25 protein-coding genes and 1 other RNA gene are annotated in these 23,690 nt (G+C 63.0%); 19 read left to right on the top strand and 7 right to left on the bottom strand.

The window, feature by feature from the left end; genetic code table 11:
- The first annotated feature begins 7 nt into the window (after window positions 1-7).
- The 3 genes from L6D77_RS06390 to zapE all read left to right on the top strand — a co-directional run bounded on the left by L6D77_RS06390 (window position 8) and on the right by zapE (window position 3,308).
- On the top strand, window positions 8-643 hold the full coding sequence (locus tag L6D77_RS06390) for an alpha/beta hydrolase (RefSeq protein ID WP_232882194.1): 636 nt from the start codon (window positions 8-10) through the stop codon (window positions 641-643).
- A gap of 24 nt (window positions 644-667) precedes the next feature.
- Window positions 668-2,017 (top strand): tryptophan--tRNA ligase, encoded by a 1,350-nt coding sequence (locus tag L6D77_RS06385; protein ID WP_232882195.1) that lies wholly within the window; start codon window positions 668-670, stop codon window positions 2,015-2,017.
- A 196-nt stretch (window positions 2,018-2,213) separates the two neighbouring features.
- Window positions 2,214-3,308 (top strand): cell division protein ZapE, encoded by a 1,095-nt coding sequence (gene zapE, locus L6D77_RS06380; RefSeq protein WP_153788242.1) that lies wholly within the window; start codon window positions 2,214-2,216, stop codon window positions 3,306-3,308.
- A gap of 112 nt (window positions 3,309-3,420) precedes the next feature.
- Here zapE and L6D77_RS06375 read toward each other — a convergent pair whose 3' ends face one another.
- Window positions 3,421-4,317, bottom strand: a complete 897-nt coding sequence (locus L6D77_RS06375; protein ID WP_178125866.1) for a GlxA family transcriptional regulator — start codon at window positions 4,315-4,317, stop codon at window positions 3,421-3,423.
- Between the two features lie 282 nt (window positions 4,318-4,599).
- The gene (locus L6D77_RS06370; RefSeq protein ID WP_232882196.1) at window positions 4,600-5,640 is read right to left on the bottom strand and encodes an NADP(H)-dependent aldo-keto reductase; all 1,041 of its coding nucleotides are present in this window, start codon (window positions 5,638-5,640) and stop codon (window positions 4,600-4,602) included.
- A 257-nt stretch (window positions 5,641-5,897) separates the two neighbouring features.
- Here L6D77_RS06370 and rplM point away from each other — a divergent pair, with 257 nt between their 5' ends.
- The 7 genes from rplM to L6D77_RS06335 all read left to right on the top strand — a co-directional run bounded on the left by rplM (window position 5,898) and on the right by L6D77_RS06335 (window position 10,765).
- Window positions 5,898-6,326 carry a 50S ribosomal protein L13 gene (gene rplM, locus L6D77_RS06365; protein ID WP_003260798.1) on the top strand — a complete coding sequence of 143 codons (429 nt, stop codon included), beginning with the start codon at window positions 5,898-5,900 and terminating at the stop codon, window positions 6,324-6,326.
- Window positions 6,327-6,340: 14 nt separating this feature from the next.
- Window positions 6,341-6,733: a 30S ribosomal protein S9 gene (rpsI, locus tag L6D77_RS06360; RefSeq protein WP_003260797.1), complete on the top strand. Its 393-nt coding sequence runs from the start codon at window positions 6,341-6,343 to the stop codon at window positions 6,731-6,733.
- A gap of 261 nt (window positions 6,734-6,994) precedes the next feature.
- Window positions 6,995-7,588: a ubiquinol-cytochrome c reductase iron-sulfur subunit gene (petA, locus tag L6D77_RS06355; protein WP_232882197.1), complete on the top strand. Its 594-nt coding sequence runs from the start codon at window positions 6,995-6,997 to the stop codon at window positions 7,586-7,588.
- Complete coding sequence (locus L6D77_RS06350; protein WP_232882198.1) at window positions 7,588-8,799, top strand: cytochrome b; 1,212 nt, start codon at window positions 7,588-7,590, stop codon at window positions 8,797-8,799. Before petA ends, L6D77_RS06350 begins: the two co-directional genes overlap by 1 nt.
- On the top strand, window positions 8,799-9,578 hold the full coding sequence (locus L6D77_RS06345) for a cytochrome c1 (RefSeq protein WP_232882199.1): 780 nt from the start codon (window positions 8,799-8,801) through the stop codon (window positions 9,576-9,578). Before L6D77_RS06350 ends, L6D77_RS06345 begins: the two co-directional genes overlap by 1 nt.
- 117 nt (window positions 9,579-9,695) lie before the next feature.
- Window positions 9,696-10,319, top strand: coding sequence for a glutathione S-transferase N-terminal domain-containing protein (locus tag L6D77_RS06340; RefSeq protein WP_232882200.1), 624 nt, complete (start codon window positions 9,696-9,698; stop codon window positions 10,317-10,319).
- Window positions 10,320-10,333: 14 nt separating this feature from the next.
- Complete coding sequence (locus L6D77_RS06335; protein WP_232882201.1) at window positions 10,334-10,765, top strand: ClpXP protease specificity-enhancing factor; 432 nt, start codon at window positions 10,334-10,336, stop codon at window positions 10,763-10,765.
- Window positions 10,766-10,815: 50 nt separating this feature from the next.
- Here L6D77_RS06335 and L6D77_RS06330 read toward each other — a convergent pair whose 3' ends face one another.
- From L6D77_RS06330 to L6D77_RS06310, 5 genes are all read right to left on the bottom strand, one after another.
- Window positions 10,816-11,034, bottom strand: coding sequence for a YgdI/YgdR family lipoprotein (locus L6D77_RS06330; RefSeq protein ID WP_232882202.1), 219 nt, complete (start codon window positions 11,032-11,034; stop codon window positions 10,816-10,818).
- Window positions 11,035-11,095: 61 nt separating this feature from the next.
- Window positions 11,096-11,674, bottom strand: coding sequence for a BON domain-containing protein (locus tag L6D77_RS06325; RefSeq protein ID WP_232882203.1), 579 nt, complete (start codon window positions 11,672-11,674; stop codon window positions 11,096-11,098).
- A complete protein-coding gene (locus L6D77_RS06320) occupies window positions 11,671-12,264 on the bottom strand; it encodes a phosphoheptose isomerase (protein ID WP_232882204.1) in 594 nt (197 codons plus the stop codon). The genes L6D77_RS06325 and L6D77_RS06320 overlap by 4 nt, the downstream gene beginning before the upstream one ends.
- 86 nt (window positions 12,265-12,350) lie before the next feature.
- Window positions 12,351-12,722 carry a YraN family protein gene (locus tag L6D77_RS06315; protein WP_232882205.1) on the bottom strand — a complete coding sequence of 124 codons (372 nt, stop codon included), beginning with the start codon at window positions 12,720-12,722 and terminating at the stop codon, window positions 12,351-12,353.
- Window positions 12,722-14,539 (bottom strand): penicillin-binding protein activator, encoded by a 1,818-nt coding sequence (locus L6D77_RS06310; protein WP_232882206.1) that lies wholly within the window; start codon window positions 14,537-14,539, stop codon window positions 12,722-12,724. The genes L6D77_RS06315 and L6D77_RS06310 overlap by 1 nt, the downstream gene beginning before the upstream one ends.
- Before the next feature lie 221 nt (window positions 14,540-14,760).
- Between L6D77_RS06310 and rsmI the strand changes: the two genes are divergently transcribed.
- The 9 genes from rsmI (at window position 14,761) to mraY (ending at window position 23,690) form a co-directional block, all read left to right on the top strand.
- Window positions 14,761-15,603: a 16S rRNA (cytidine(1402)-2'-O)-methyltransferase gene (rsmI, locus tag L6D77_RS06305; protein ID WP_232882207.1), complete on the top strand. Its 843-nt coding sequence runs from the start codon at window positions 14,761-14,763 to the stop codon at window positions 15,601-15,603.
- 67 nt (window positions 15,604-15,670) lie between these two features.
- Window positions 15,671-16,030: RNase P RNA component class A (gene rnpB / locus L6D77_RS06300), an RNA gene on the top strand.
- Between the two features lie 308 nt (window positions 16,031-16,338).
- Entirely contained in the window at window positions 16,339-16,794 is a 456-nt protein-coding gene (gene mraZ / locus L6D77_RS06295) for a division/cell wall cluster transcriptional repressor MraZ (protein ID WP_200138767.1), read from the top strand.
- The gene (gene rsmH / locus L6D77_RS06290) at window positions 16,791-17,738 is read left to right on the top strand and encodes a 16S rRNA (cytosine(1402)-N(4))-methyltransferase RsmH (protein WP_373870572.1); all 948 of its coding nucleotides are present in this window, start codon (window positions 16,791-16,793) and stop codon (window positions 17,736-17,738) included. The genes mraZ and rsmH overlap by 4 nt, the downstream gene beginning before the upstream one ends.
- Window positions 17,735-18,028: a cell division protein FtsL gene (gene ftsL / locus L6D77_RS06285; RefSeq protein ID WP_232882208.1), complete on the top strand. Its 294-nt coding sequence runs from the start codon at window positions 17,735-17,737 to the stop codon at window positions 18,026-18,028. Before rsmH ends, ftsL begins: the two co-directional genes overlap by 4 nt.
- Window positions 18,028-19,761 carry a peptidoglycan D,D-transpeptidase FtsI family protein gene (locus L6D77_RS06280; protein WP_232882290.1) on the top strand — a complete coding sequence of 578 codons (1,734 nt, stop codon included), beginning with the start codon at window positions 18,028-18,030 and terminating at the stop codon, window positions 19,759-19,761. Before ftsL ends, L6D77_RS06280 begins: the two co-directional genes overlap by 1 nt.
- Window positions 19,758-21,248: a UDP-N-acetylmuramoyl-L-alanyl-D-glutamate--2,6-diaminopimelate ligase gene (locus tag L6D77_RS06275; RefSeq protein ID WP_373870571.1), complete on the top strand. Its 1,491-nt coding sequence runs from the start codon at window positions 19,758-19,760 to the stop codon at window positions 21,246-21,248. Before L6D77_RS06280 ends, L6D77_RS06275 begins: the two co-directional genes overlap by 4 nt.
- Window positions 21,241-22,608 (top strand): UDP-N-acetylmuramoyl-tripeptide--D-alanyl-D-alanine ligase, encoded by a 1,368-nt coding sequence (locus tag L6D77_RS06270; RefSeq protein ID WP_232882209.1) that lies wholly within the window; start codon window positions 21,241-21,243, stop codon window positions 22,606-22,608. The genes L6D77_RS06275 and L6D77_RS06270 overlap by 8 nt, the downstream gene beginning before the upstream one ends.
- The gene (gene mraY, locus L6D77_RS06265) at window positions 22,608-23,690 is read left to right on the top strand and encodes a phospho-N-acetylmuramoyl-pentapeptide-transferase (protein WP_232882210.1); all 1,083 of its coding nucleotides are present in this window, start codon (window positions 22,608-22,610) and stop codon (window positions 23,688-23,690) included. The genes L6D77_RS06270 and mraY overlap by 1 nt, the downstream gene beginning before the upstream one ends.

The raw sequence follows: 23,690 nt of genomic DNA, 5'->3' as shown, positions 1-23,690 counted from the left end.
TAGTGCCTTGCTTATCCGCGAAACACCCTTGTTCATCGATGGCCCGTGCGGCCAGCTGGAAGCCTTGTACCTGGACGTGGCCGATGCCCGTGGCGCGGTGCTGATCTGCCACCCCAACCCGGTCCAGGGCGGCACCATGCTCAACAAGGTGGTCTCGACCCTGCAACGCACCGCCCGCGACGCCGGCTACGTCACCCTGCGTTTCAACTACCGTGGCGTTGGCCAGAGCGCCGGCAGCCATGACATGGGCGCCGGTGAAGTGGCCGACGCCGAAGCGGTGGCGGCCTGGCTGCGGGCGCAACATCCCGAGCTGCCGCTGGTGCTGATGGGCTTCTCCTTCGGTGGCTTTGTTGCCGCCAGCCTGGCCGGGCGCCTGGAGGCCGAAGGGGTGGCGTTGCAGCAACTGTTCATGATCGCCCCGGCGGTGATGCGCCTTACCGAGCAATTCCCGCTGGCACAGCAGGTTGCGCTGACGGTCGTGCAACCGGACACCGACGAAGTGGTCGAGCCGCAGCTGGTCTACGACTGGTCCGCCGCCCTGTCGCGCCCCCATGAGCTGCTGAAAGTGGCAGAATGCGGACACTTCTTCCATGGCAAGCTGACCGATCTGAAGGATCTGCTGCTGCCGCGCCTTTCGAACTGAGCAAGCCTGAACAAGCGAACACCCATGACTACGCGCATCCTCACCGGTATCACCACCACCGGCACCCCGCACCTGGGCAACTACGCCGGCGCCATCCGCCCGGCGATCCTCGCCAGCCAGCAGCCAGGTGCCGACTCGTTCTACTTCCTGGCCGACTACCACGCCCTGATCAAGTGCGACGATCCGCTGCGCATCCAGCGTTCGCGCCTGGAGATTGCCGCCACCTGGCTGGCGGGCGGCCTGGACCCGGACAAAGTGACCTTCTACCGTCAGTCCGACATCCCCGAGATCCCCGAGCTGACCTGGCTGCTGACCTGCGTTGCCGCCAAGGGCCTGCTCAACCGCGCCCACGCCTACAAGGCGTCGGTGGACAAGAACGTCGAAAACGGTGAAGACCCGGACGCCGGCGTGACCATGGGCCTGTTCAGCTACCCGGTGCTGATGGCCGCTGACATCCTGATGTTCAACGCGCACAAGGTGCCGGTGGGGCGCGACCAGATCCAGCACGTGGAGATGGCCCGCGACATCGGCCAGCGCTTCAACCACCTGTTCGGCCAGGGCAAGGACTTCTTCACCCTGCCGGAAGCGGTGATCGAGGAAAGCGTGGCCACGTTGCCGGGCCTGGACGGGCGCAAGATGTCCAAGAGCTACGACAACACCATCCCGCTGTTCACCAGCGCCAAGGACATGAAGGACGCGATCTCGCGCATCGTTACCGACTCGCGCGCCCCGGGCGAAGCCAAGGACCCGGACAATTCGCACCTGTTCACCCTGTTCCAGGCCTTCTCGACGCCGGCGCAATGCGCCGAGTTCCGCGAAGAGCTGCTGCAGGGGCTGGGCTGGGGCGAGGCCAAGCAGCGCCTGTTCCAGCTGCTTGACGGCCAGCTGGCCGAGAAACGCGATCACTATCACCAGTTGATCTCGCGCCCGTCCGACCTGGAAGACATCCTGCTGGCCGGTGCCGCCAAGGCACGCAAGAGCGCCACGCCGTTCCTCGAGCAGCTGCGCGAGGCGGTGGGCCTGCGTTCGTTCCGCACCAGCGTGCAGGCCAACGCCGAAGTGAAGAAAAAAGCCGCCAAGAGCGCGCGTTTCGTCAGCTTCCGCGACGAAGACGGCAGCTTCCGCTTCCGCCTGCTGGCCGCCGACGGCGAGCAACTGCTGCTGTCGCGCAGCTTTGCCGATGGCAAGAGCGCCGGTGCGGTGAGCAAGCAACTGCAGCAGGGCGGCGAGGCGGATGTGCGGGTTGAAGGCCTGGGCTTTGCGCTGTGGCTGGAAGGCGAGCAAGTGGCCGAGGGGCCGCAGTTCGACAGCGCCGAGGCCCGTGATGCGGCGGTCCAGAGCCTGCGTGAGGCCCTTGCGCCGCAACAGGACTGAGGCACATAGACTGTGGGAGCGGGCGTGCCCGCGAAGCATGTGGCGCGGTGCTTGGCACCGGCTTCGCCAGTGTTCGCGGGCAAGCCCGCTCCCACAGCGAATGCATGCAGGCGGACAATGGCCGTATGTATCATTGCCATTAAGCGGGCCGGTCGCTACAGTGACGGCCCGTTTTTTGTTGCCTCGCTAACGAATTATGACTCCCTTAGAACGCTATCAAGCCGATCTGAAACGCCCCGACTTCTTCCATGACGCGGCGCAGGAAACTGCGGTGCGTCACCTGCAGCGTCTGTACGACGACCTGGTACAGGCGCAGAACAACAAGCCGGGCATGTTCGGCAAGCTGTTCGGCAAGAAGGAGCAGACCCCGGTCAAGGGCCTGTATTTCTGGGGCGGGGTAGGGCGAGGCAAGACCTACCTGGTCGACACCTTCTACGAGGCGCTGCCGTTCAAGCAGAAGATGCGCACGCACTTCCACCGCTTCATGAAGCGTGTGCATGAGGAAATGAAGACCCTCAAGGGCGAGAAGAACCCGCTGACCATCATCGCCAAGCGCTTCAGCGATGAAGCCCGGGTGATCTGCTTCGACGAATTCTTCGTCTCCGACATCACCGATGCGATGATCCTCGGCACGCTGATGGAAGAGCTGTTCAAGAACGGCGTGTCGCTGGTGGCCACTTCCAACATCGTGCCGGACGGCCTGTACAAGGACGGCTTGCAGCGTGCGCGCTTCCTGCCGGCCATCGCCATGATCAAGCAGTACACCGATGTGGTGAACGTCGACAGCGGTGTGGATTATCGCCTGCGCCACCTGGAACAGGCCGAGCTGTTCCACTACCCGCTCAACGATGCCGCCCACCAAAGCCTGCGCGCCAGCTTCAAGGCGCTGACGCCGGAGTGCACCCAGGCGGTCGAAAACGACGTGTTGATGATCGAGAACCGCCCGATCACTGCCCTGCGTACCTGCGACGATGTGGCCTGGTTCGACTTCCGCGCCCTGTGCGACGGCCCGCGCAGCCAGAACGACTACATCGAGCTGGGCAAGATCTTCCATGCCGTGCTGCTGAGCAATGTCGAGCAGATGGGCGTGGCCACCGATGACATCGCCCGGCGCTTCATCAACATGGTCGACGAGTTCTACGACCGCAACGTGAAGCTGATCATCTCGGCCGAGGTGGAGCTGAAGGACCTGTACACCGGCGGGCGCTTGAGCTTCGAGTTCCAGCGCACCCTGAGCCGCTTGCTGGAGATGCAGTCCCACGAGTTCCTGGCGCGCGCGCACAAGCCTTGACGGCAGCTGCGAGCTTCTAGCTGCAAGCCACAAGAAAAAGCCAGAGCAGTTCGTGTACTGCTCTGGCTTTTTCTTGTGGCTTGTAGCTTGAGGCTTGTAGCTGGGAGGCCTTTCAGGCCTCCTGCATGAACTGCTGGCGATACTGGTTCGGCGACAGTTCGGTGTGCTGGCGGAACAGCCGTGCGAAGAAGCTCGCGTCGTCGTACCCCACCTCGTAGCTGATGGTCTTGATGCTCTTGCGCGAGCTCGACAGCAGGCCCTTGGCCGTCTCGATGCGCAGGCGCTGCAGGTAGTGCAGCGGCTTGTCACCGGTGGCGCTCTGGAAGCGGCGCATGAAGTTGCGAATGCTCATGCCGTGGTTGCGGGCCACGTCCTCGAAACGGAACTTGTCGGCGAAGTGCTCTTCGAGCCAGTGCTGGATCTGCAGGATGATCAGGTCCTGGTGCAGTTTCTGCCCGCCAAAGCCCATGCGCCCGGGCGTATAGCTGCGCTGCACTTCGTAGAGGATGTCGCGGGCCACTGCACGGGCCACGTTGGCGCCGCAGAAGCGTTCGATCAGGTAGATGTACAGGTCGCAGGCCGAGGTGGTGCCGCCGGCGCAGTAGAGGTTGTCGGCGTCGGTCAGGTGCTTGTCCTGGTTCAGCCGTACCTTGGGGAAGCGCTCCTCGAAGCTGCCGAAGAACCGCCAGTAGGTGGTCGCTTCCTTGCCGTCCAGCAGCCCGGACTCGGCCAGCCAGAACACACCGCTGGCCTCGGCACACAGCACTGCGCCGCGGGCGTGTTGCGCGCGCAGCCAGGGCAGGACCTGGGGGTAGCGTTGCAGCAGGTTGTCGAAGTCGTCCCAGAAGGCCGGGAGGATGATCACATCGGCATCGTTCAGGCCGCTGTCGACCGGCAGCTGCACATTGCTGAAACTGTCCACGGGCAGGCCGTCCGGGCTCACCAGGGCGATCTCGAACATCGGCTGCAGGCCGAGGCCCAGTTGCTTGCTGTAGCGCAGGCTGGCCAGGTGGAAGAAGTCCTTGGCCTGCATCAGTGTCGAAGCGAACACTTTATCAATGGCCAGGATGCTGACGCGCCGCAGCGACGCGGGGGGTTGGGTAAACATCATTGTCATTGTTCTTATAGGGTAGAGTGGTCAATCACCGGCTGGATCGTCTTATTTTTTGGCGATTGTGTCTACCCCGATGCATCGTGGCGCCTGTTTCGCGGCTAAAGCCGCTCCCACAGGGAGAGTGCAGAACCCTGTGGGTGCGGCTTCAGCCGCGAAGAAGCCAGCACTCGTTTCGGCTCAAGGCGCCGGATTCGGCTGCTCCTGATGAATTGCCTCGATTGCCGCCAGCAGTTCATCACTCAGGTTGAGGCCCTGGCTGTCGATGTTGCTCTGCAGTTGCTCCACCGAGGTGGCGCCGATGATGTTGCTGGTCACGAACGGCTGCCGGGTGACGAACGCCAGGGCCATCTGCGCCGGGTCCAGGCCGTGGTCGCGGGCCAGCTGCACATAGCGGCTGCAGGCCGCCACGGTCTGCGGGTTGGAGTAGCGGGCGAAGCGGCTGAACAGGGTCAGGCGGGCGTTATCCGGAAGGGCGCCATTTTCGTACTTGCCCGAGAGCATGCCAAACGCCAGCGGCGAATAGGCCAGCAGGCCGCACTGTTCGCGGATCGCCACTTCCGCCAGGCCCACTTCGAAGCTGCGGTTGAGCAGGTTGTAGGGATTCTGGATCGACACCGCCCGCGGCCAGCCACGGGCCTCGGCCAGTTGCAGGAACTTCATGGTGCCCCACGGGGTTTCGTTGGACAGGCCGATATGGCGGATCTTGCCAGCGCTCACCTGCTCGTCGAGCACTTCGAGGGTTTCTTCGAGTGGCGTGAACATGTCGTTGGGCAGGTGCTGGTAACCCAGCTTGCCGAAGAAGTTGGTGCTGCGTTCGGGCCAGTGCAGTTGGTACAGGTCGATGCGGTCGGTCTGCAGGCGCGCAAGGCTTGCATCGAGCGCGGCAACGATGTGCTGGCGGTTGTGCTTGAGCTGGCCGTCGCGGATGTGGCTGATGCCGTTGCCGGGGCCGGCAACCTTGCTGGCCAGCAGCCAGTCGTCGCGGTCGCCATGCTTGGCGAACCAGTTGCCGATGATGCGTTCGGTGGCGGCGTAGGTTTCCGGGCGCGGCGGCACCGGGTACATCTCGGCGGTGTCGATGAAGTTGATGCCGGCGGCCTTGGCCAGCCTGATCTGGGCGAAGGCGTCATCCTGGGTGTTCTGCTCGCCCCAGGTCATGGTGCCCAGGCAAAGGGCGCTGACGTTGAGGTCGCTACGACCGAGCTTGCGGTATTCCATCGAAAGGACGCTCCAGGCAAAGAAGCCCATAAAAGCAGGTTGAAATTTTTCGCGCAATCTGGATAATTCTGCAGCTCTTCGCGTGGCGGAAGTGATGCACCACCACGAATGAAGAACCTTTGTCGAACATTGGCGTGCCCGACCCGAGCCCCCAAAAGCGTCAGCGTTCGGCTGCGCGTTTGCCCTTGGCAAGCTGTGCACTATCCAGTAAGATTCGCCGTCTATTTTTCGCTGGGCGGCCTCTGAGGCTTTAGAGAATGAAAACTTTTACTGCTAAACCGGAAACAGTAAAGCGCGAGTGGTTCGTAGTCGACGCCGCTGGTCAGACCCTGGGTCGTCTGGCTACCGAAATCGCTAGCCGCCTGCGTGGCAAGCACAAGCCAGAATACACCCCTCACGTTGACACCGGCGACTACATCGTCGTCATCAACGCCGAGCAGGTTCGTGTGACTGGTGCCAAGTCTTCCGACAAGATGTACTACTCCCACTCCGGCTTCCCGGGCGGTATCAAGGAAATCAACTTCGAGAAGTTGATCGCCAAGGCCCCTGAGCGTGTCATCGAAACCGCGGTCAAAGGCATGCTGCCGAAGAACCCGCTGGGTCGCGACATGTACCGCAAGCTGAAAGTGTACGCGGGTGCTGCTCACCCTCACACTGCTCAGCAGCCTCAAGAACTGAAGATCTAACGGGATAGTTCATTATGTCGGCGACTCAAAACTACGGCACTGGCCGTCGCAAGACCGCAACCGCTCGCGTTTTCCTGCGTCCTGGTACCGGTAACATCTCCATCAACAACCGTTCCCTGGACGTGTTCTTCGGCCGCGAAACCGCTCGCATGGTTGTTCGCCAGCCGCTGGAACTGACCGAGACCGTTGAGAAGTTCGACATCTACGTCACCGTTTCCGGTGGTGGTGTCAGCGGTCAGGCCGGTGCGATCCGCCACGGTATCACCCGCGCCCTGATGGAATACGACGAAACCCTGCGTGGCGCTCTGCGTCGTGCTGGCTACGTCACCCGCGACGCTCGTGAAGTCGAGCGTAAGAAAGTGGGTCTGCGTAAAGCGCGTAAGCGTCCTCAGTACTCCAAGCGTTAATTTCGCTTCGGCAGTCGAAGAAGCCCGGTTCCTTTGGAACCGGGCTTTTTTTATGGCTTGAACTAACCTGTCAGCAGTCGGTGGGCACTTGTCGTATAGACGCAGATCAAGCAAAGCGAGGGTTGTAGCCCGACGAGCGGGTAATCACCTTGTCAGTGTGTGGATTTGTTTCTTACCATGACGGCCAATTTTTAGTGCCACAGACGTACCTAAGTAGATGCCTGTTCAAACAGGCCAAGCAAGCTGATGGGAGAGGACTGAATGAGCAATGACGGCGTCAACGCAGGCCGGCGCCGCTTCCTCGTAGCCGCGACATCCGTGGTCGGGGCAGCGGGGGCAGTGGGGGCAGCGGTACCGTTCGTGGGGTCATGGTTTCCCAGTGCCAAGGCGAAAGCCGCAGGGGCACCGGTGAAGGTCAATATCGCCAAGGTCGAGCCAGGCCAGCAAATGGTGGCTGAATGGCGTGGTCAGCCGGTCTTCATCGTGCGCCGCACGGACGAGATCCTCGGCAACCTTAAAAAGCTCACCGCCGAGCTCTCCGACCCTGAATCCAAGGCGTCGGTGCAACCCGCCTACGTCGATCCGCAGAACCGCGCGATCAAGCCCGAAATCCTCATTCTGGTTGGCTTGTGTACCCACCTGGGCTGCTCGCCGACGTTCCGTCCCGAAGTTGCCCCGGCCGACCTGGGGCCGAAGTGGGTGGGTGGCTATTTCTGCCCTTGCCACGGTTCGCACTATGACCTGGCTGGTCGTGTCTACAAATCCCAGCCGGCGCCTCTGAACCTGCCAGTGCCACCGCACTCGTACGAGTCGGACGACCTTGTCGTCATCGGCGTCGATCAGGAGAAAGCATGATGAGCAAGTTCATGGAGTGGATCGATGCGCGCTTCCCCGCCACGAAGATGTGGGAAGACCATCTGAGCAAGTATTACGCGCCCAAGAACTTCAACTTCCTGTATTTCTTCGGCTCGCTGGCGCTGTTGGTGCTGGTCAACCAGATCGTTACCGGCGTATGGCTGACCATGAGTTTCACCCCCTCGGCGGAAGAGGCTTTCGCCTCGGTCGAATACATCATGCGTGATGTCGAGTACGGCTGGATCCTGCGCTATCTGCACTCCACCGGCGCCTCGGCGTTCTTCATCGTGGTTTACCTGCACATGTTCCGCGGCCTGCTTTACGGCTCCTACCAGAAGCCTCGCGAGTTGGTCTGGCTGTTCGGCATGCTGATCTACCTGGCGCTGATGGCCGAGGCCTTCATGGGCTACCTGCTGCCGTGGGGCCAGATGTCGTACTGGGGTGCTCAGGTGATCATTTCGTTGTTCGGTGCGATCCCGGTAATCGGTGGTGACCTCACCCAGTGGATCCGTGGTGACTACCTGATCTCGGGCATCACCTTGAACCGCTTCTTCGCCTTGCATGTGGTGGCCTTGCCGATCGTGATTCTCGGCCTGGTCGTGCTGCACATTCTGGCCTTGCACGAAGTGGGTTCGAACAACCCTGATGGCGTCGACATCAAGAAGAAAAAGGACGAGAACGGCGTCCCGCTGGACGGCATTCCCTTCCACCCGTACTACACCGTCAAAGACATTGCGGGCGTAGTGGTGTTCCTCTTCGTGTTCTGCGCCGTCGTGTTCTTCTTCCCGGAAATGGGTGGCTACTTCCTGGAAAAACCGAACTTCGAGCAGGCCAACGCCTTCAAGACCCCTGAGCATATCGCCCCGGTGTGGTACTTCACGCCGTTCTACGCGATCTTGCGTGCGGTGCCCGACAAGCTGTTCGGGGTGATCGCCATGGGCGCCGCGATCGCCGTGCTGTTCGTGTTGCCCTGGCTTGACCGCAGCCCGGTGCGCTCCATGCGCTACAAGGGTTGGCTGAGCAAGGTCTGGCTGCTGGTGTTCTGCGTGGCCTTTGTCATCCTCGGCGTGCTGGGCGTGCTGGCGCCGACTCCGGGGCGTACCTTGCTGTCGCAGGTGTGTACGGTGCTGTACTTCGCCTACTTCCTGCTGATGCCGTTCTACACAAGGCTCGAGAAGACCAAACCGGTTCCGGAAAGGGTGACTGGCTGATGAAAAAGTTGATTGCAGTATGTTTGCTGGCACTGATGCCTGGCCTTTCGTTCGCCGCCGAGCACAGCCTGGAACTGGACAAGGTCGACGTCGACCTCACTGACAAAGCCGCCCTGCAGGACGGTGCGCGGACCTTCGCCAACTATTGCATGGGTTGCCACAGCGCCAAGTTCCAGCGCTATGAGCGGGTGGCCGACGACCTGGGGATTCCCCACGAGGTGATGCTCGAGAACCTGGTGTTCACCGGTGCCAAGATCGGTGACCACATGAAGATCGGCATGCAGCCAAACGATGCCAAGACCTGGTTCGGCGCAGCGCCCCCCGACCTCACCCTGGTGGCCCGGGTGCGTGGCAATGACTGGCTGTACACCTATCTGCGCAGCTTCTACGAGGACCCGACGCGCCCTTACCGGGTGAACAACAAGGTCTTCCCCAATGTGGGCATGCCCAACGTGTTGGTCGGCCTGCAGGGCAACCAGGTGATCGGCTGCAAGCAGGTGCAGAGCGTGGTCGACGGCAAGAAGCAGTTCGACCCGCTGACCGGCAGCCCGCTGACCCATGAAGCGTGCGACCAGCTGACCGTCGAGGAGAAATCCGGTACCCTGACGCCCGAGCAGTTCGACGAGAAGGTCAAGAACCTGGTGACCTTCCTGGCCTATTCGGCCAACCCGGTCAAACTGGAAAGCCAGCGCATCGGTACCTACGTGTTGCTGTACCTGGCTTTCTTCTTCGTGTTCGCCTACTTGCTCAAGCGCGAATACTGGAAGGACGTGCACTGATCACGCAGTAGTTTCTGGTTGTTGAACGCGCCCGGGGCGCCTTGGCAGCAATGCTGGGGCGCCCCGGGCGCGTTTTCATTTGCAGTTTTACAAGCATCCCGTGCGAGGAGGCGCTACATGGGCGCAACCAACAGGTTAGCCTGCTATTCCGACCCCGCTGATCATTACTCTCATCGGGTACGCCTGGTGCTCGCCGAGAAAGGCATCACCGTGCAGATCATCGACGTCGACACCAATCGTCTGCCGCCCAAGCTGGTCGAAGTGAACCCCTACGGCAGCGTGCCGACCCTGGTCGACCGCGACTTGGCGCTGTATGAGTCGACCGTGGTGATGGAGTATCTCGATGAGCGTTATCCGCACCCGCCGCTGATGCCGGTTTATCCGGTGGCGCGTGGCAACAGCCGGTTGCTGATGCATCGCATCCAGCGCGACTGGTGCGCCCTGGCCGATACCGTGCTCGACCCGCGCAGCACTGAAGCGGCGCGCACCCAGGCACGCAAGGAGCTGCGCGAAAGCCTGACCGGCGTAGCGCCGCTGTTTGGCGAGGCGCCCTGTTTCATGAGCGAGGAGCAAAGCCTCGTCGACTGTTGTCTATTGCCCATGCTCTGGCGTTTGCCGGTGATGGGTATCGAATTGCCACGGCAGGCCAAGCCGCTGCTGGATTACATGGAGCGACAGTTCGCCCGCGAGCCTTTCCAGGCGAGCCTGTCTGCTGCCGAACGTGAAATGCGCAAGGTTTAATTGAGGAGCCGTTGATGAACTCCAGTCGCCCCTATCTGGTTCGCGCGCTGTACGAGTGGATCGTTGACAACGAATGCACACCCCATTTGCTGGTCAATGTCGATTTCACTGGGGTCCAGGTGCCCAAGGGCTTCGACAGGGATGGCCAGATCGTTCTGGATATCTCCCCTGAGGCTGTGCGCAATCTGCACATGGATAATGAGGCCGTCAGCTTCGATGGGCGCTTTGGTGGCGTATCTCACACGCTCTATATGCCGATTGGCGCGATTCTGGGTATCTATGCCCAGGAGAATGGCCAGGGCATGGTCTTCGAGCTGGAGCCCCCGCTCGATGATGAAGATGACCTGCAGGATGACGCTGTCGAGCCGGATGACGATGGCCCGCCGGAGGGTGGCAGCCAGCCGCCGCGCCCGAGCGGCCGCCCCAGTCTCAAGGTGGTCAAGTAACAAAAAAGGCGATCCGGGTGGATCGCCTTTTTTGTGTCTGTCGCCTGCGCTTACAGGTCCTTGATGCTCTGCACCTGGTCCTTGTTGACGCGGTTCTGCTTGCCGTCGAGTTGTTTGAACTCGTAGAAGCCGGCATCGCGGTCGAAGTGCGGTGTGTCGAGGGTTTGCAGTTCGCGGCCGTCGTTGAGGGTGATCACGCTCGGCGAGGAGCAGCCGGCCAGGGTGGCGAAGGTGCCAATCAGCAGGGCGGGCAGCAGGTACTTGTTCATGGGGTACTTCCTGGATCGGGGTTGAAAGGCGAGGGCGCAGGTTCGTCCTCGCGGAAGGGGGTCAGTCGATGTATTCGAACAGTTTGACGATCTTCTGCACGCCCGAGACGCCCTGTACCACGTTGGTGGCAGCGTTGGCCTCTTTCTGGGTAACCAGGCCGAGCAGGTAGACGATGCCGTTCTCGGTGATCACCTTGATGCGCGAGCCGGGAACGTTGGCATCCCCCAGCATCTGGGTCTTGATCTTGGTGGTCAGCCAGGCGTCGTTGTTGCGTGCCAGAATCGAGGAGGGCTGGATCACCTGCAGCTCGTTATGGACCTTTTTCACCCGCTGCACCTGGCCGGCGGTCTGCTCGGCCAGCGACTTGAGGTCGGCGCGTGGCGTCTGGCCGGCAAGCAGGACAACGCCGTTGTAGCTGCTGACGACGATATGCGAGCCCTGGTCCAGGTCCGGGTTGGCCTTGGCGATGTTCACCGCAACCTTGGTTTCGATCAACGAATCGTCGATCTTGCTGCCGATGGTGCGGGTGCCGCGGTCATCCTCGATGGGCGAGTTGCGCGCCGAGGTCAGTACCGAACTGCAGCCTGTGACGCTCAGGCACAGGGTAAGGGCCATCAGGCCGAGGTGCTTGGGGATCATTCTTCACTCCCGAACAGTTGGCTGTCGATCAGGTCGCACAGACAGTGGATCGCCAGCAGGTGGACTTCCTGGATGCGTGCAGTGACGGCCGAGGGTACGCGGATCTCCACGTCCTCGGGCAGCAGCAGCGAGGCCATGCCGCCGCCATCACGGCCGGTCAAGGCTACGACAATCATTTCGCGATCATGTGCGGCCTGGATCGCCTGAATGACGTTGGCCGAGTTGCCGCTGGTGGAGATCGCTAGCAGCACGTCGCCAGGTTGGCCCAGGGCGCGGATCTGCTTGGAAAAAACTTCGTTGTAGCTGTAGTCGTTGGCAATCGAGGTGATTGTCGAGCTGTCGGTGGTCAGGGCAATGGCTGGCAGGCTCGGGCGCTCGCGCTCGAAGCGGTTGAGCAGCTCAGACGAGAAGCGCTGGGCGTCGCCGGCCGAGCCGCCGTTGCCGCAGGCGAGCATCTTGCCGTCGCTGAGCAGGGCGTTGACCATGACCAGGCTGGCCTGCTCGATGTGAGGTGCCAGGATGTCCATTGCCTGTTGCTTGGTGTCGATGCTGGCTTGGAACAGCCGGCGAATTCGGGATTGCATGTCCATCTGGTGACCTTAAATGGGGCGGTGGCCGGCGCGGCGCGCGCCAGGGTTCCGCCCGCGAAACATAGAGCGAAAAATTCGGTACAGGTTCAGCACTCGAAGGCGTTTTTCAGCCAAAGAAGCGGTTGCCCAGCGTGGCCTTGGCCCTGCAGGGCGATAACGTCAAAGCGGCAGGGTTGAGCGGCCCAGCGGGGTTCATCGTGCAGGAATAGGTTGGCGGCCAGCGCCAGTCGCTTCTGCTTGCGCCCGTCGATACTGCCGAGCGCGCCGCCGAAGTCCGCGTGTAGCCGGTAGCGGACTTCGACGAATACTACTGTATCGGCATCGAGCATGACCAGATCGAGCTCGCCGCCCTTGCATCGCCAGTTGCGCGTCAGCAGCTGCAAACCCTGCCCTTGGAGAAACACGAGGGCATGGTCTTCGGCAGCCTGGCCTGCGCGGCTGGGCGATGCGCCGGGCATCAGCGCGGCGTGTCCGGCAGGCGTTTTACCTGGCCGCCGGAGAACTCGGCCCATGGCAGCTGGCGTTCGATGCGCTGCGCGGGGTTCATGCTCAGGCTGCCGGAGAGGCCTTCGACACGGTTGTCCGGCAGTGCCTTGAGCTGGCTCAGGCGGGGTGCCAGGCTGTAGGCGTCGACACCCATGGCGTACAGGCGGCCGAGGCTGCCGGCAGCTTGCGGCCACTGCTGTACCACCTGCTGGCGCAGGCTGTTGGTGGTGTCGAGCAGCCACGGCGTTTCGCAGAAGCGGATGCCGTTCATGTCGTTGTACTGGTTGATGTCGCCACTGGCGCTGTACAGGTTGGAGGTGGCATACACCGGCACGTCACCGGCGTACTGGAAGTTCAGTGTCGGCTTGATCTGCTGGGCCTGCTGGGGGGTGGCGGCCAGGAAGATGAAGTCGATGTCCTGGCGGCGCGACGGCTGGGCGGCGATGTCGCTGCCGACCGTGCTTTGCAGGCTCTTGGCGCGGCCTTCGCTTTGGCGCAGCTGGAACAGGTCGGCGATCTGTTGGGCCAGGGCGACCGGCTGGGCGATGCGCTCGGCGGCCAGCAGGGTGCCGCCATTGCTTTCCCAGTCCTTGCGGAAGGCTGCGAGTACGCGGTCGCCCCATTCGCCGCTCGGTACCAATGCGACTGCGCGGACCTTGCCGTCGGCACGGGCGCGGCGGGCCACTTCGCGGGCTTCGTCCTCGGCCGCAAGGCCGAACTGGAACAGTTGAGGCGGCGCTGATTGGCCAGCATCGGCGTAGTTCAGCGCCAGGGTGGTGATGGGCAGTTGCGGGTAGGCCGCGAGCTTCTTCACCAGTGGTTTTTCCAGCGGGCCGACGACCAGCTGTACGCCAGCGGCCTGGGCCTGGCGGTAGAAGTCATCGAGCGAGGTGATGCGCGAGCTGTCGAACACTTGCACTGCTGGGGCCGGTTGGCCGCCTTGCTGGGCCTGGAAGTGTGCGGCCATGAAACCGTCGCGCAGGGCGCGGGCGACGCCTGCCAGAGGGCCTTCCTGGGGCAGCAGCAGGGCGATCTTGGTCAGCGGCTGGCTGGCCAGTTCCTTGAGCTTGACCAGGGCGACCGGCAATTGCTTGGCAGCCGGATGGTCGGGGTGTTGGGTTTTCCAGGTGTCGATGGCGGCCTGCTGCTGCTCCAGGGTGCCTGCGCGTTTCACGGCCAGGGCCAGGCTGGTCCAGCCTGCCAGGGTTTCGTTGCCGGCCGGCTGCTGCAGTTGTTCGGCCGGCAGCGAGGCGACCAGGGCCCAGATGGCGTCATTGTTGGCACCGGCGGCCTGGCCGCTGAGCAGTGGCGTCAGCAGTACGCGCTGCTGGGCGGCGGCCAGGGCCTGGCCGTCGGCCTCGAGGGCGGCAGCGTGGACGCTGTAGGTGCGCGCCTGCTGTTGTTCCGGCAGTTCGCCGACACGTTGCAGGCTGGGGTGGGCAAGTGCCGCCAGGGCCGCCTTGGGCTGGTTGCGGGTCATGGCCAGCTCCGCCGCCAGCGTGCTGGCGAAGACCTGCTGGGCCGGCTTGAGCGAGTCCAGCGGCACCTGCTCGAGGATGCGTGCCGAGCGCGGGTAGTCCTTCTGCTTGTAGGCCAGGTCGGCGGCGCTCAGTCGCAGCAGGGCCGCATCCTCGGCAGACTTGCTGGTGGCTGCCTTGTCGAGCAGCTGTTCGATGCTGGCATCCGGGGTGCGTGGCAGTTCGCCCAGGCTGGATGAGGGCGAGCTGGCGCAGGCTGCCAGCAGGGCAGCGAGGCAGAGGGCTGTGAACAGCCGCAGGCAAGCGATCATGTAAAGGTCCTGTTACTCGATCAAGTTGGCCGGCGATTGTACCCAAGCAACGGGCATGGCGCGATCATCGCCGATGATGATCCTTCACTATAGGTGGCTGCGAGCGCGAGGGCGGCGAAGTTCTTTGCGCCCTGTTGCCGGTGCTCGGGCTACAATGGCGGCTTTGATCCGGAATGCAGGTGTGCGCAGTGACTGAGGTTGCAGGGGCTTCGAAATCGACGATGGGTACGCTTTATGTGGTGGCCACGCCCATCGGCAACCTGGACGACATGAGCGCCCGGGCGCTGAAGGTACTCGCGAGCGTGAGCCTGATCGCGGCGGAAGACACCCGTCATTCGGTGCGCCTGCTTCAGCACTTCGGCATCGACACGCCGCTGGCGGCCTGCCATGAGCACAACGAGCGCGACGAGGGTGGGCGCTTCATCACGCGGTTGCTGGCGGGGGACGACGTGGCCTTGGTTTCCGACGCCGGTACGCCGTTGATTTCCGATCCGGGCTACCACCTGGTGCGCCAGGCGCGTGCCGCGGGTGTGCAGGTGGTGCCGGTGCCGGGGGCCTGCGCGCTGATTGCGGCATTGTCGGCTGCTGGTTTGCCGTCCGATCGTTTCATTTTCGAAGGTTTCCTGCCGGCCAAGACGGCAGGGCGGCGCGCGCGCCTGGAGCAGGTCCGGGAAGAACCGCGAACCTTGATCTTCTATGAGGCGCCCCATCGTATCCTGGAGTGCCTGGAAGACATGGAGGCGGTGTTCGGCGGTGAGCGCCCGGCATTGCTCGCGCGTGAAATCACCAAGACCTTCGAAACGCTCAAGGGCCTGCCGCTGGCCGAGCTGCGTGCGTTCGTGCAGGGCGACAGCAATCAGCAGCGTGGCGAGTGCGTGGTACTGGTGGCCGGTTGGGCTGCGCCCGACGACGAGCAGGCAGTCAGCACCGAAGCGCAGCGCGTGCTCGACCTGCTGCTGGCTGAACTGCCGCTCAAGCGTGCGGCGGCGCTGGCGGCGGAGATCACCGGGGTGCGCAAGAACCTGCTCTATCAATTGGCGCTGGAAAAACAGCAGCGCGACTAATGGCAAACTGACATAGTTTGTCGTCTTGCTTGTTCTTGAGCGCCGCTGACGGTAACCTTGTCGGCGGAGAGTCGATCGGACAGTCGCTGCCGTCTTTTGTTCCACAAAAGGCGGGGGAGGAAAGTCCGGGCTCCGCAGGGCAGAGTGCCAGGTAACGCCTGGGAGGCGCGAGCCTACGGAAAGTGCCACAGAAAATAACCGCCTAAGCACTTCGGTGCCGGTAAGGGTGAAAAGGTGCGGTAAGAGCGCACCGCACGGCTGGCAACAGTTCGTGGCTAGGTAAACCCCACTCGGAGCAAGACCAAATAGGGTTCCATACGGCGTGGCCCGCGTCGGAACCGGGTAGGTTGCTAGAGGCGTCCAGTGATGGCCGTCGTAGAGGAATGACTGTCCTCGACAAAACCCGGCTTACAGATCGACTCTCCACTCCTCCTTCCTCTGCTTGTTTCGATAGCAGATGCCTCTGGTAATACCAAAAAGATCTTACTCTTAATAAATCACTTTAACTTCGAACTCTATCCGCCTGAGTTCACTTGATTTTTCCCGTCATTTTTCTTCGTGTGTAATCCTCTCTCCTTCCTTTGTTGCGCTAAATCCACGTCCTGTAAGGGTTTTCCTTATGAACGTGCCTTGACGGTGTGGCGGGCGGATTCCTATAGTGTGCGCAAGTGGCAGAAAGTGGGATGAAGTGGGTTTTCTGGCACAAAAAAGCTAACATTGTGGGGAATCGCAGCCGTGTTCCGCGGAGCCAACGCCGTCAGCCTCGATGCCAAGGGCCGTCTCGCTATGCCGAGCCGGTACCGTGACGAGCTCGATTCGCGTTGCAATGGTCAATTGATCGTGACCATCGACGCGGTGGATCCCTGCTTGTGTGTTTATCCCCTCGATGAGTGGGAGCAGATTGAAGCCAAGTTGCGCGCCTTGCCGTCGTTGCGTGAGGAAAACCGCCGCCTGCAGCGTTTGCTGATTGGTAACGCGGTTGACCTGGAGCTCGATGGCAGTGGGCGTTTCCTGGTACCGCCCCGTTTGCGCGAATACGCCAGGCTCGACAAGAAGGCGATGCTGGTGGGGCAACTGAACAAATTCCAGTTGTGGGATGAGGATGCCTGGAACGTGGTTTCGGCAGCCGACCTTGCAGCTATTCAACAACCGGGCGCCATGCCCGATGAACTGCGTGACCTGATCCTGTGACCATAGATAGCGGCTTCAACCACATCACCGTCCTGCTCGACGAAGCTGTCGAGGCATTGGCCCTGCGCGCCGACGGTTGCTATCTGGACGGCACCTTCGGGCGTGGCGGTCACAGCCGCCTGATCCTCAGCAAGCTTGGCCCGCAAGGGCGGCTGCTTGGGTTCGACAAGGATCCTCAAGCGATTGCCACCGGGCAAGCGCTGGCGGCCGAAGACGGCCGCTTTGTCATTGTGCAGCGCAGCTTTGCCGAGTTGGGCGATGAGGTGCGCGCGCGCGGCCTGGACGGCAAGGTCAGTGGTGTGTTGCTCGACCTGGGCGTGTCCTCGCCGCAGCTGGACGATCCCGAGCGCGGCTTCAGCTTCCTCAATGACGGCCCGCTGGACATGCGCATGAACCCGGACCAGGGCATCAGCGCCGCCGAATTCATCGCCACTGCGCCAGTGGAAGAAATCGCACGTGTGTTCAAAGAGTACGGTGAAGAGCGTTTCGCCGGGCGCATGGCGCGTGCCGTGGTCGAGCGTCGCGAAAAGCAACCCTTCACCCGCACCGGTGATCTGGCAGAAGTGCTCAAGGTCGCCAACCCCGCCTGGGAGAAGGGCAAGAACCCCGCCACCCGCGCGTTCCAGGGGCTGCGTATCCACGTCAACAATGAGCTGGGCGACCTGGAGGCCGGTCTTGAGGCTGCCCTCGAGTCGCTGGAGATTGGCGGCCGTCTGGCGGTGATCAGCTTCCACTCGCTGGAAGACCGTATCGTCAAGCTGTTCATGCGCAAGCTGGTCAAGGGCGAGGCCGACAACCTGCCACGCAACCTGCCGGTACAGCACAAAGTGTTCGAGCCGAAGATCAAGCTTATCGGCAAGGCGCAGTTCGCCTCCGATGAGGAGCTCAAGGCCAACCCGCGGTCGCGCAGTGCCGTGATGCGGGTGGCGGAGAAGCTTCGGTGAGCCGGCTGTTTGCCAAACCTTTGCCAGGCGGAAGCTTCCTGATGCTGCTGCTGTTCGTGGCTGTGCTGGTTTCGGCCATCGCCGTGTCGTACAGCGCCCACTGGAACCGCCAGCTGCTCAACACCCTGTACGGCGAGTTGAACGAGCGGGACAAGGCTCAGGCCGAATGGGGGCGCCTGATCCTGGAACAAAGCACCTGGACCGCCCACAGCCGTATCGAGAGCCTCGCCAGCGAACAGCTGAAGATGCGCGTGCCGGCCGCTGACGAAGTGCGGATGGTGGCGCCATGATGAAACTCGAAGGTGCACTCTATCCCTGGCGCTTCCGTGTGGTCATCGGCCTGTTGGCGTTGATGGCCGGGGCCATTTGCTGGCGCATCATCGACCTGCAGGTGGTCGACCGCGACTTCCTCAAGGGCCAGGGCGATGCCCGCAGCCTGCGTCATATCCCTATCCCTGCGCACCGCGGCCTGATCACCGACCGCAATGGCGAGCCCCTGGCGGTCAGTACGCCGGTCACCACCTTGTGGGCCAACCCCAAGGAAATGCAGGTTGCCAAGGACCGTTGGCCGCAGCTGGCCGCAGCGCTGGGGCAGAACGCTCAGCAGTTGACCGAGCGCCTCACCCAGCAGGCCAGCAAGGAATTCATCTACCTGGTCCGTGGCCTGACCCCGGAGCAGGGGCAGCATGTGCTCGACCTGAAAGTGCCGGGTGTCTACGGCCTTGAAGAATTCCGCCGCTTCTACCCGGCGGGCGATGTCACCGCCCACATGGTCGGCTTCACCGACCTTGACGATCACGGTCGTGAAGGGGTGGAGCTGGCCTACGACGAATGGCTCGCCGGGGTGCCCGGCAAACGGCAGGTGATCAAGGATCGACGCGGCCGGCTGATCAAGGATATCCAGGTAACCAAGAACGCCAAGGCCGGGAAGACCTTGGCGTTGTCGATTGACCTGCGCCTGCAGTACCTGGCCACCCGTGAGCTGCGCAACGCCATCGCCGAGCAGGAAGCCAAGGCCGGCAGCCTGGTGATCATGGACGTCAAGACCGGCGAAGTGCTGGCCATGGTCAACCAGCCCACCTACAACCCGAACAACCGCCGCAGCATGTTCCCGGCCGCCATGCGCAACCGGGCGATCATCGACGTGTTCGAGCCGGGCTCGACGGTCAAGCCGATCTCGATGAGCGCCGCGTTGCAGAGCGGCCGCTGGAAGCCAACCGACAAGGTCGAGGTGTACCCGGGCAGCCTGCAGATCGGCCGCTATACCATCAAGGACGTGTCCAAGAGCGAAGGCCCGATCCTCGACCTCACCGGCATCCTGATCAACTCCAGTAACGTGGGCATGAGCAAGATCGCCTTCGATATCGGTGGCGAGGCCATCTACCGGGTGATGTCCCAGGTTGGCCTTGGCCAGTACACCGGCCTGGGCTTCCCGGGTGAGCGCGTTGGCAACCTGCCCAACCACCGCGAGTGGCGCAAGGCCGAGACCGCGACCCTGTCGTATGGCTACGGTGTATCGGTGACCGCGCTGCAGCTGGTGCATGCCTACGCTGCGCTGGCCAACGACGGCAAGATGGTGCCGCTGTCGATTCTCAAGGTCGACAAGGCGCCGGAAGCCGTGCAGGCAATCCCCAAGGAAACCGCCGAGACCGTGCAGGCCATGTTGCAGCAGGTGATCGAGGCGCCGCGCGGGGTGTTCCGTGCCCAGGTGCCGTTCTATCACGTGGGTGGCAAGTCGGGTACCGCCCGTAAAGCCACGGTCGGCTCCAAGGGCTACACCGAGAACGCCTACCGCTCGCTGTTCGCCGGCTTCGGCCCGATGAGCGACCCGCGCTACGCCATCGTCGTGGTCATCGACGAGCCGAGCAAAGGCGGCTACTTCGGTGGCCTGGTATCGGCGCCGGTATTCAGCAAAGTCATGTCCGGCACCCTGCGCCTGATGAACGTGCCGCCAGACAACCTGCCGCCGCCCACCCAACAACAGCAAGTCAGTGCAGTACCCGCCAAGGGAGGGCGTGGATGATGACGATGCCATTGAGCAAGCTATTCGCCAACGCCAGCCGTGACCCGTTGATCCGGGAACTGACCCTGGACAGCCGCGCCGTGCGCCCGGGCGACCTGTTCCTCGCCGTGCCCGGCGCCAAGGTCGACGGCCGTGACCATATCGCCGATGCCCTGGCCCGTGGCGCCGCCGCGGTGGCCTATGAAGAGCAAGGTGTCAGCGTACTGCCGATCACCGACGCGCCGTTGATCCCGGTCAAGGGCCTGATCGGCCAACTGTCGCAGATTGCCGGGCGCTTCTATGGTGAGCCGAGCCGCCAACTGAACCTGGTCGGTGTGACCGGTACCAACGGCAAGACCAGTGTCACCCAGCTGCTGGCCCAGGCCCTCGATGCCCTCGGTCAGCGTTGTGGCCTGATCGGCACCCTGGGTACCGGCTTCTATGGCGAGCTGCAGAGTGGTCGCCTGACCACGCCGGACCCGATCGCCGTGCAGGCGACGCTCAACGACCTGAAGAAGGGCGGCGCCAAGGCCGTGGCCATGGAAGTTTCCTCCCATGCTCTGGAGCAGGGCCGTGTTGCCGCGCTGGAATTCGACATTGCGGTGATGACCAACCTGTCCCGCGACCACCTCGACTACCACGGCAGCATGGAGGCCTACGAGGCCGCGAAGGCCAAGCTGTTCGCCTGGCCGAGCCTGCGTTGCCAGGTGGTCAACCTGGACGATGGGTTTGGCCGCCGCCTGGCTGATGATTTTGCCCGTCGCCCCAGCAGCGATCACAGCGAGACCCGGCTGCTCAGCTACAGCCTGGAAAACCCGGACGCCTCGCTGTTCTGTCGCGAAGCCAGCTTCAATGACGATGGCGTGCGCGCCACCCTGGTCACCGCCCAGGGCGAACGCACCCTGCGCAGCCAACTGCTGGGGCGCTTCAACCTGAGCAACATGCTCGCCGCCGTGGCAGCGCTGTTGGCGCTGGACTACTCGCTGGACGAGATCCTCAAGGTCACCCCGCAACTGCAGGGCCCGGTGGGCCGCATGCAGCGCCTGGGGGGCGGTGACAAACCCTTGGTGGTGGTCGATTACGCGCACACACCCGATGCCCTGGAAAAAGTCCTCGAAGCCCTGCGCCCGCATGCCCACGGCAAATTGCTGTGCCTGTTCGGCTGCGGCGGCGACCGCGATCGCGGCAAGCGCCCGCTGATGGCCGAAGTGGCCGAGCGCCTGGCCGACCGCGTGCTGGTGACCGACGACAACCCACGCACTGAAAACCCACAGCGGATCTTCGACGATATCCGCCCTGGTTTCTCCAGGCCTGCCGACGTCGAGTTCGTCGCCGGCCGCGGTGAGGCCATCGCTCACCTGATCGCTACCGCCAGCGCCGACGACGTGATCGTCCTGGCCGGCAAGGGGCACGAGGACTACCAGGAGATCAACGGCGAACGCCATGACTTCTCCGACCTGGTCGAAGCCGAAAAGGCACTGACTGCCTGGGAGGCGCCACATGCTTAAGCCCATGAACCTCAGCCAGCTGACCTCGGCACTGAGCGCTCGGGTAGTCGGTGCCGACGCCAGTTTTACCGGTGTGAGCATCGATAGCCGCACCGTGGGTGCCGGCCAATTGTTCGTCGCCCTCACCGGGCCGCGTTTCGATGGCCATGATTACCTGGCCGACGTGAAGGCCAAGGGGGCGGTCGCGGCCCTGGTCGAGCGGGAAATCACCGATGTCGACCTGCCGCAATTGCTGGTCGCCGATTGCCGTGTCGCCCTGGGCCAGCTCGGTGCGCTGAACCGTGCCGGCTACGACAAGCCGGTGGTCGCCATTACCGGTTCCAGCGGCAAGACCACGGTCAAGGAAATGCTGGCCGCGATCCTGCGTACCCGAGGGGCGGTCCATGCCACCCGGGGCAACCTGAACAACGACCTCGGCGCCCCGCTGACACTCCTGGAAATCGCCCCCGAGCACAGTGCCGCGGTCATCGAGCTGGGTGCTTCGCGCATTGGCGAGATCCGCTACACCGTCGGCCTCACCCAGCCGCAGGTGGTGATCATCAACAATGCTGGCACCGCCCATGTGGGCGAGTTCGGCGGCCCGGAGAAAATCGTCGAGGCCAAGGGCGAAATCCTTGAAGGCCTGGGCGAGGGCGGTACCGCCATTCTCAACCTGGCCGACAAAGCCTTCGATATCTGGCGCAAGCGCGCTGGCGCCCATCGCATCCTGAGCTTTGCCCTGGACAATCCGCAGGCCGACTTCTACGCAAGCACTATCGGCCGCGACGCCCGTGGCTGCCCGTCATTCACCCTGCACGGCCCGGATGGCACTGTGCCCGTGCAGCTGAACCTGCTCGGCACCCATAACGTCAGCAATGCCCTGGCTGCCGCCGCCGCCGCCCATGCCGTTGGTCTGAGCCTGAGCGGCATCCAGGCCGGCCTCGAAGCCGTGCAACCGGTCAAGGGCCGCACCGTGGCGCAGATTGCGCCGAACGGTGTGCGGGTGATCGATGACAGCTACAACGCAAATCCCACCTCGATGTGTGCGGCCATTGATATACTCGCCGGCTTTTCCGGGCGCACCGTTCTGGTGCTCGGGGATATCGGCGAGCTGGGACAATGGGCCGAGGAAGGCCACCGCCAGGTGGGCGATTACGCCCGCGGCAAGGTCGATGCGCTTTACGCGGTGGGTGCCAACATGGCCCATGCGGTCAAGGCTTTCGGCACCAATGGTCGCCATTTCGCTTCACAAGCTGAGCTGATCGATGCCGTTCGCCTCGAGACCGCCAGCGACACCACTATCTTGATCAAGGGCTCGCGCAGCGCTGCGATGGAAAACGTCGTGGCTGCACTGTGCGGTGCCAGCGGGGAGAAACATTAATGCTGCTGCTGTTGGCTGAGTATCTGCAACAGTTCCACAAGGGCTTCGCGGTCTTCCAGTACCTGTCGCTGCGCGGCATCCTGGGTGTACTGACTGCGCTGTCCCTGGCCCTGTGGCTGGGCCCGTGGATGATCCGTACCCTGCAGATCCGCCAGATCGGTCAGGCCGTGCGTAACGACGGCCCGCAATCGCACCTGTCCAAGTCGGGCACCCCGACCATGGGCGGCGCGCTGATTCTTTCCGCCATCGCCATCAGTACCCTGCTGTGGGCCGACCTGACCAACCGCTACGTGTGGGTGGTACTGATCGTCACCCTGGCGTTCGGCGCCATCGGCTGGGTCGACGACTACCGCAAGGTGATCGAGAAGAACTCGCGCGGCCTGCCCAGCCGCTGGAAGTATTTCTGGCAGTCGGTGTTCGGCCTGGCCGCGGCGATCTTCCTCTACAAGACCGCGCCGACCAGCGTCGAGACCACGCTGATCATCCCGATGCTCAAGGACCTGACCATTCCGCTGGGGGCCGGCTTCATCGTGCTCACCTACTTCGTCATCGTAGGTTCCAGCAACGCGGTCAACCTCACCGACGGCCTGGATGGCCTGGCGATCATGCCGACGGTGATGGTCGGCGGCGCCCTGGGCATCTTCTGCTACCTGTCGGGCAACGTGAAGTTCGCCGAATACCTGCTGATCCCTTACGTACCGGGCTCGGGCGAGCTGATCGTGTTCTGCGGCGCACTGATCGGCGCCGGGCTGGGCTTTTTGTGGTTCAACACTTACCCGGCCCAGGTGTTCATGGGCGACGTCGGGGCGCTGGCGCTGGGCGCCGCATTGGGCACCATCGCCGTGATCGTGCGCCAGGAAATCGTGCTGTTCATCATGGGCGGTGTGTTCGTGATGGAAACCCTGTCGGTGGTGATCCAGGTTGCGTCCTTCAAGTTGACCGGCAAGCGCGTGTTCCGCATGGCGCCGATCCACCACCACTTTGAACTCAAGGGCTGGCCCGAGCCGCGGGTGATCGTCCGTTTCTGGATCATCACCGTGATTCTGGTGCTGATCGGCCTTGCCACCCTGAAACTGAGGTAA

This window comes from Pseudomonas parasichuanensis (genome assembly GCF_021601385.1).
GTDB classification, from domain to species: Bacteria; Pseudomonadota; Gammaproteobacteria; order Pseudomonadales; family Pseudomonadaceae; genus Aquipseudomonas; species Aquipseudomonas parasichuanensis.
Note: the sequence above shows the minus strand (reverse complement) of the source record. Positions and strands in the feature narration are given on the sequence as shown.

What these genes read in the sequence shown, in the direction of transcription:
- petA (WP_232882197.1), top strand. Translation starts at nt 6,995, where the DNA reads ATGAGCAATGACGGCGTCAACGCAGGCCGGCGCCGCTTCCTCGTAGCC.
- rsmI (WP_232882207.1), top strand. Translation starts at nt 14,761, where the DNA reads ATGGGTACGCTTTATGTGGTGGCCACGCCCATCGGCAACCTGGACGAC.
- L6D77_RS06325 (WP_232882203.1), bottom strand. Translation starts at nt 11,674, where the DNA reads ATGATCCCCAAGCACCTCGGCCTGATGGCCCTTACCCTGTGCCTGAGC.
- L6D77_RS06270 (WP_232882209.1), top strand. Translation starts at nt 21,241, where the DNA reads ATGCTTAAGCCCATGAACCTCAGCCAGCTGACCTCGGCACTGAGCGCT.
- L6D77_RS06280 (WP_232882290.1), top strand. Translation starts at nt 18,028, where the DNA reads ATGAAACTCGAAGGTGCACTCTATCCCTGGCGCTTCCGTGTGGTCATC.
- L6D77_RS06345 (WP_232882199.1), top strand. Translation starts at nt 8,799, where the DNA reads ATGAAAAAGTTGATTGCAGTATGTTTGCTGGCACTGATGCCTGGCCTT.
- zapE (WP_153788242.1), top strand. Translation starts at nt 2,214, where the DNA reads ATGACTCCCTTAGAACGCTATCAAGCCGATCTGAAACGCCCCGACTTC.
- L6D77_RS06370 (WP_232882196.1), bottom strand. Translation starts at nt 5,640, where the DNA reads ATGGAATACCGCAAGCTCGGTCGTAGCGACCTCAACGTCAGCGCCCTT.
- mraY (WP_232882210.1), top strand. Translation starts at nt 22,608, where the DNA reads ATGCTGCTGCTGTTGGCTGAGTATCTGCAACAGTTCCACAAGGGCTTC.
- rplM (WP_003260798.1), top strand. Translation starts at nt 5,898, where the DNA reads ATGAAAACTTTTACTGCTAAACCGGAAACAGTAAAGCGCGAGTGGTTC.
- L6D77_RS06385 (WP_232882195.1), top strand. Translation starts at nt 668, where the DNA reads ATGACTACGCGCATCCTCACCGGTATCACCACCACCGGCACCCCGCAC.
- L6D77_RS06315 (WP_232882205.1), bottom strand. Translation starts at nt 12,722, where the DNA reads ATGCCCGGCGCATCGCCCAGCCGCGCAGGCCAGGCTGCCGAAGACCAT.
- L6D77_RS06320 (WP_232882204.1), bottom strand. Translation starts at nt 12,264, where the DNA reads ATGGACATGCAATCCCGAATTCGCCGGCTGTTCCAAGCCAGCATCGAC.
- L6D77_RS06340 (WP_232882200.1), top strand. Translation starts at nt 9,696, where the DNA reads ATGGGCGCAACCAACAGGTTAGCCTGCTATTCCGACCCCGCTGATCAT.
- L6D77_RS06275 (WP_373870571.1), top strand. Translation starts at nt 19,758, where the DNA reads ATGATGACGATGCCATTGAGCAAGCTATTCGCCAACGCCAGCCGTGAC.
- rpsI (WP_003260797.1), top strand. Translation starts at nt 6,341, where the DNA reads ATGTCGGCGACTCAAAACTACGGCACTGGCCGTCGCAAGACCGCAACC.
- L6D77_RS06330 (WP_232882202.1), bottom strand. Translation starts at nt 11,034, where the DNA reads ATGAACAAGTACCTGCTGCCCGCCCTGCTGATTGGCACCTTCGCCACC.
- L6D77_RS06335 (WP_232882201.1), top strand. Translation starts at nt 10,334, where the DNA reads ATGAACTCCAGTCGCCCCTATCTGGTTCGCGCGCTGTACGAGTGGATC.
- L6D77_RS06350 (WP_232882198.1), top strand. Translation starts at nt 7,588, where the DNA reads ATGAGCAAGTTCATGGAGTGGATCGATGCGCGCTTCCCCGCCACGAAG.
- L6D77_RS06310 (WP_232882206.1), bottom strand. Translation starts at nt 14,539, where the DNA reads ATGATCGCTTGCCTGCGGCTGTTCACAGCCCTCTGCCTCGCTGCCCTG.